This is a genomic window from Antrihabitans spumae (assembly GCF_043944905.1).
GTDB classification, from domain to species: domain Bacteria; phylum Actinomycetota; class Actinomycetes; order Mycobacteriales; family Mycobacteriaceae; genus Antrihabitans; species Antrihabitans spumae.
In genome coordinates this window covers 1-5,269 of record NZ_JBIMSN010000169.1, presented here as the reverse complement: position 1 = coordinate 5,269, position 5,269 = coordinate 1, and the positions used below count along the sequence as shown (strand labels likewise).

7 protein-coding genes are annotated in these 5,269 nt (G+C 61.4%); 5 read left to right on the top strand and 2 right to left on the bottom strand.

Annotation, left to right across the window (positions count from 1 at the left end; genetic code table 11):
• The first annotated feature begins 182 nt into the window (after positions 1-182).
• The 5 genes from ACHIRB_RS30650 to ACHIRB_RS30630 are packed head-to-tail and all read left to right on the top strand — an operon-like array spanning position 183 to position 3,391.
• A complete protein-coding gene (locus ACHIRB_RS30650; protein WP_395117903.1) occupies positions 183-1,427 on the top strand; it encodes a 2-oxo acid dehydrogenase subunit E2 in 1,245 nt (414 codons plus the stop codon).
• Between the two features lie 19 nt (positions 1,428-1,446).
• The gene (locus tag ACHIRB_RS30645; RefSeq protein ID WP_395117901.1) at positions 1,447-1,698 is read left to right on the top strand and encodes a DUF3263 domain-containing protein; all 252 of its coding nucleotides are present in this window, start codon (positions 1,447-1,449) and stop codon (positions 1,696-1,698) included.
• Positions 1,699-1,731: 33 nt separating this feature from the next.
• Entirely contained in the window at positions 1,732-2,103 is a 372-nt protein-coding gene (locus ACHIRB_RS30640) for a nuclear transport factor 2 family protein (protein WP_395117899.1), read from the top strand.
• 58 nt (positions 2,104-2,161) lie between these two features.
• Positions 2,162-2,725, top strand: a complete 564-nt coding sequence (locus tag ACHIRB_RS30635; protein ID WP_395117897.1) for a thiolase family protein — start codon at positions 2,162-2,164, stop codon at positions 2,723-2,725.
• 33 nt (positions 2,726-2,758) lie between these two features.
• The gene (locus ACHIRB_RS30630) at positions 2,759-3,391 is read left to right on the top strand and encodes a hypothetical protein (RefSeq protein ID WP_395117895.1); all 633 of its coding nucleotides are present in this window, start codon (positions 2,759-2,761) and stop codon (positions 3,389-3,391) included.
• Here the strand turns inward: ACHIRB_RS30630 and ACHIRB_RS30625 are convergent.
• Both ACHIRB_RS30625 and ACHIRB_RS30620 read right to left on the bottom strand, forming a co-directional pair.
• Complete coding sequence (locus tag ACHIRB_RS30625; RefSeq protein ID WP_395117893.1) at positions 3,370-4,182, bottom strand: DNA-methyltransferase; 813 nt, start codon at positions 4,180-4,182, stop codon at positions 3,370-3,372. The two genes, ACHIRB_RS30630 and ACHIRB_RS30625, sit on opposite strands and share 22 nt — an antisense overlap.
• Before the next feature lie 101 nt (positions 4,183-4,283).
• Positions 4,284-4,499 (bottom strand): hypothetical protein, encoded by a 216-nt coding sequence (locus ACHIRB_RS30620; RefSeq protein ID WP_395117891.1) that lies wholly within the window; start codon positions 4,497-4,499, stop codon positions 4,284-4,286.
• Positions 4,500-5,269: the final 770 nt, after the last annotated feature.

Sequence of the window (5,269 nt, the reverse complement as noted above, 5' to 3'; positions counted from 1 at the left end):
CCTCATCCAGGCTGCATAGCCAGAAAATCCCCGTGTCCAACATCCGGGGTCAAGGCCCGGCTCCCTCGAGGACGTCTATGAACATCACCACATCGACACCGACTCCATTGTTCGTGCCGCACTGGACGTCACCGGCCGATGAGAGTCGACATCGCGGCCCCCACTCGACGACGGGACACACCATGACAGCCTCACCCACCACCACCGTCTCCATGCCCTCCCTGGGGGAGAACGTCACCGAAGGCACCGTCACACGCTGGCTCAAACAACCCGGCGACACGATCGACATCGACGAACCACTCCTCGAAGTCGCCACCGACAAAGTCGACACCGAAATCCCCTCACCCATCGCGGGAGTCCTCACCGAGATCCTCGCGGTCGAGGACGATGTCATCGACATCGGCGCACCGCTCGCACGCGTCGAACCTACGGACGCCGCACCGGTCTCCGTTGCCACGCCACCTTCAGTTTCACATCAACCCACCCCACCAGCACAAGAAGCCGGCGACATCGTCCCGGCTCACTCTCCGGCCCAACCGAATTCGACATCCGAGACGGCACCGTCAGCGGCTTCGGAAACCGGATCGTACGAGCAGTCCGCGCCCGAAACGCGTCCCACGCCCGAACCGGCGGCGACCATCGCCGCATCAACGGATTCGGCGCGTCCGGATGTGGGCAGCGTCCCCGACACCGATACGAGCTCCGGCGGAGCAGACCGTGTCGAAAAACTGCCCCGCATTCGTCGAACAATCGCCGCGCGCATGGTCGAATCATTACGTGTGGCAGCACAACTGACCACCGTGGTCGAGGTGGACATCTCCTCCATCGCCCAGCTACGCCGCGACAACAAAGAGGCGTTCGAGCGCAGGACCGGCCACAAGCTCTCCTACTTGCCGTTCTTCGTCAAAGCCGCCATCGAAGCACTCCGGGAGATCCCCGTCGTCAACTCGTCTCTCGACGCCGACGTCACCACGGTGACCTACCACCGCGCCTGCCACCTCGGCATGGCCGTGGACAGTCCCAAAGGATTGATGGTCCCCGTCCTACGTGAGGCACAGAACCTGTCGATCACCGGACTCGCCGAGGCCATCGCGTCGGCAGCCGAACGGGTCCGAGCCGGAACCATCGGTGCTGACGACCTGTCCGGGGGCACCTTCACCATCACCAACACCGGCAGCCGAGGTGCTCTGTTCGACACACCCATCATCAATCAGCCTCAATCGGCGATCCTGGGGACCGGCACCGTCGTGGAACGCCTCAAACCGATATACGACGCGTCCGGGAACCTGACGATCGCGGTCGCCCCCTCAGTGCACCTGTCTCTGTCCTACGACCACCGAATCGTCGACGGAGCGGACGCAGCCCGATACCTCGGCGCAGTGAAACAGCGACTCGAACAGGGCTATTCGGCAAGCGACCTGATCTGACCGAACGGACGACACCACCATGGCCAGCGGTAGACGAGAACTACACCGAGCAAGGCTGTCTCGATTCGACGGCGCACTACTCGATTTCGCCGAACGATGGGCACCCTACGACGGCGGCCACGAATTCATTCTGGCGGAATTCGGTCTGACACTCGGCGAGTACTACCGCCGGCTCCGCGAAGTCCTGTCTCAGCTGGACGCCGGAGACCGCGATCCACGCGTGGTGGCGGCAGCGCGCCACCACGACGCGATACACAACGGACAACCCTGACCCGCCAATCGACCTGAAACTGAACGGACACCCATGACAATCAGCACCGAAGTGGCCACCACACGGCATCTGCTCCACGCCGCCGACACCGACATCGCTGCCTTCTTCGACTTCTTCGACGACAACTGCACCTTCCGTATGGGCAACAATCCCGTCATCCACGGGCGAGACAACATCGCCACGTGGGTCGCCGGCTACCTCGGCAACGTCGCAAGCATGGAACACCACATCATCGAAGAATGGCACGCCGAAACCGTCGCAGCCCTGAGAGTCGACGTCACGTACACCATGCGCAGCGGCGAGCGAATCACGCTGCCCGCAGTCACTCGAACCACCGTCGAGAACAACAAAATCACCGAATATCTCATCTTCATCGACGCCAGCCCCATCATCGCCGCGTCGTAACGGCACGCATGCCCGCGCGTTCGTGCACCCCGCCCGCCTGACGAACAAGAAAGCAGCCATGACCCACACGATCATGTCCGCCGGTGCCCGCACCCCTATCGGCAAGCTCGGCGGTGCCCTTTCCTCGTTGACCGCGGTCGACCTCGGCGCCGCAGCAGTCGCGTGCGCGCTGGAACGCGCCGGTATCGACGGATCCGCCGTCGATACCGTCCTCATGGGAAACGTCGTTCAGGCGGGCGTAGGACCGAACCCAGCTCGCCAACTCGGTGCCGAGTTTCTAGCCGCCGTCGGCGGCGACGTGACCGTGTTCAACAGCCAGGACCGGCTCGCGGCAATAGCTGGACTCGCTCCTGTCCCACGCGATTCGGGTCGTATCAGAGGCAACCATCGCCGCCCGCGGCGCTACGACCGCCGCTTACTGCGTGTGTTCTATCTATCGGCGCAGCTCAGCATCGTGTCCTGTAGCGAATCCAGAACTTACTACGACCGCAAACGAGGAGAGGGTAAACGCCATACCCAAGCAGTCCTGGCTCTGGCTCGACGGCGGTCCAATGTTCTGTGGGCGATGCTGCGCGACGACCGCTTGTACATCGAGCCGGCGGCCGCACCAGCCGCTGCATAGGGGGCCGGTGATAATCTCCGGATCGTGCCGGGGGTGAAAAGAGCAGAGGTCGACGAAACGAAGTTCAATCCGGACCTTGCGTACCCGTATGCACTACGGAAGATGGATTTCATCTCCGCTATGCAGGACGTGTACGACTTCTTTGCCGATGTGAACGACAACCTGGCAGGCAAGGGTCTGCAGCGGTTCGACGACATGATTCGGCCGGCGGCGATGTCAGGCATGTTGTCGGACATGATCACCGACAGCATGGCCAATCACTCGCGCGCGTTGACATCGAATTTGCACCACAACGGGCACCCAGATCTCATCGTCCGCGGTCGATATCCCAACGACAAGATCGCGGCCGGGTCGGAAGGTGTCGAAGTCAAAGCGACTCGGAAACCGGGCGGCGCCGTCGATACTCATGGTGGTCGAGATCAAACGTTGTGTGTGTGGGTCTACGAAGTCGACAACGACCGCAACAAATCCATCTACGAGCGCGAACCGCTACGGTTCCGCGAGATTTACATCGCTGATGTCTCGGTCAGCGACTTTCGGCACAACGAGCGCGGAACACTGGGAACCAGAACCTCGACCCTGCACAAAGCGGGGTTGGTCAACTTTCGTCGGGGATGGGTCTATCTCGACGAAAGTTCAGGCGGTCACTCAGCCTGGCGGCGTTGAGCAGGTCCCACAGACGTCTCCAGTACTGCCAGCTTCGGAATAGCAGTCTTCGCGAGCTTGTAATATTGCGGATCGCGTTCGAGCCCGATCGACTCGTATCCCAGATTCTCCGCCGCCGCCAACGTCGAGCCTGATCCGGCGAACGGATCCAGCACCACTCCTTCCCCGAGCGGCAGTGATGCGCGAACTATGGTGCGCAAGAACGACTGCGGCTTCAACGACGGATGATCGGCAATCGCGCGTTCACTCTTGCGGGTGGGGTGCGAAAGAATCAGATCACCGAACGGCTGTTGCCCAGAAATCCTGCGCAGACCACCAGTTTTGTACTTCCGCAGGTTATCGGCCACCGTTTTGCACTCGATCGGTCGCCGGTAGAGCAACCACGGCTCCCACTGAGAACGTGCCATAACCGAAACGTCTGTGAACTCCTCGTGCGCGTTCTTAGGCCGGTCGCCACCGCGCATAGTCATCACCGCACGCACGATCTCCCCGCGGCGTTCCAATCCCGCCTCGCCCAAGCCCATGGCGATATACGGGGAGACCAGAGGATTCGCGGCGATCATCACGTGTGCACCCGGTACCAACGCCGGATACAAAGCGGTTGCCCACGTGGTGAAGAACTCGCGGATGTGATCGAGATCAGCTTTGGTCATCGTGGTGAAACGTGGAAGCGGCGCTCGCGGATGTCCGTCGAACGACGGCGGGATGCGCCATACCCCACCGCGACCGGAACGTAGCTTCGCCTGCTGAGCCTCGGTGTACTCGTGTCGCCCGTACGGTGGGTCTGTCACCACTGCATGGATGGATTTCTCGGCCCTCGACCCGAGCCAATCGGTGCACTCGATATTGACCAATTGTGTTCGCCCGTGCGTGAATACACGCGATTTGGCAGTCACTTCTGTGCCAATTTGTACGCGCCACGATCCAGTCGCTCGAATGTCGTGGGCGTGTTCAAACTCAGGTAGGACCGCACCGAGGACCGTGCGACGCCAGCGCCGATGCGCTTCTCCACCGCAGCATGGATCTCGTCGATAGTCAGCACTCGGGATCCTCGCAGAGAGTCGAGGATTGCATCACGCACCACCCCGGGGCGAAGTTTGCCGCTCATGTGTGCGAATTTAGACGTCCAGACGTCGAAAGTAAAGACGGAAACGCCGAAGCAAATCGGTCTGACGAGCGCGGACCTGAGGCAGCCAGGCCGTTGCATCCCTCGACGCAACAACTTCACCGGGCGGCGGCGCCGTCCACTCGGAACGGCCTGCGGCCGTGCTTGACAAAACCTATTGAGATTCCCTTCTGGCATTTCGATTCTACGTACGCCCACACCTACACACAATTGCGGCTCCGCTGCGCTTCGGCACGATACGAACCGAAAACTTTCACTCCCGCACTCGCTCCGCTCGCAGGAAAACTTTGCGGTCCGCATCGCGCTACCCGCATTTGTGTTTCGGTGCGTTCGTACCCATCGAAAAACGTGCCAGAACGGCAAAAAAATTGGCGGGTCGCACAGACCTACAACGGGAGGCTCACGTTATGCGCTACATCAGGAAAGCCATCGCAAGGATGAAGAACGAACGGCACAACAGGGCGATCCGTCAGGAGGTCGGTCAGTTCGCGTCCCTCGCTGCGGGCCCGATGTTGCCTCCTGCCAGCATCTGCCGATTCTGCTCGGGTTCGACTCGGCCGGTCGGATTCGACAGCGCATATTGCTCGAACTGCGACTGGGTCTACCACCCAACCAGCGTTTCTCGACAGTCATGAGCATTCACACCGCGAAGTGCGATTCGCAGCATCGGCGATCGTCACGCCTTCCTCTCGTCTGTTGAGACGCTCTCGGGATGACGACCACGGCGGGGGCATCCGTCGTCCCGATCGACG

Bases quoted from the DNA above. Each gene is read 5' to 3' on its own strand.
- ACHIRB_RS30650 (WP_395117903.1), top strand. From the start codon at position 183: ATGACAGCCTCACCCACCACCACCGTCTCCATGCCCTCCCTGGGGGAG.
- ACHIRB_RS30640 (WP_395117899.1), top strand. From the start codon at position 1,732: ATGACAATCAGCACCGAAGTGGCCACCACACGGCATCTGCTCCACGCC.
- ACHIRB_RS30635 (WP_395117897.1), top strand. From the start codon at position 2,162: ATGACCCACACGATCATGTCCGCCGGTGCCCGCACCCCTATCGGCAAG.
- ACHIRB_RS30645 (WP_395117901.1), top strand. From the start codon at position 1,447: ATGGCCAGCGGTAGACGAGAACTACACCGAGCAAGGCTGTCTCGATTC.
- ACHIRB_RS30620 (WP_395117891.1), bottom strand. From the start codon at position 4,499: ATGAGCGGCAAACTTCGCCCCGGGGTGGTGCGTGATGCAATCCTCGAC.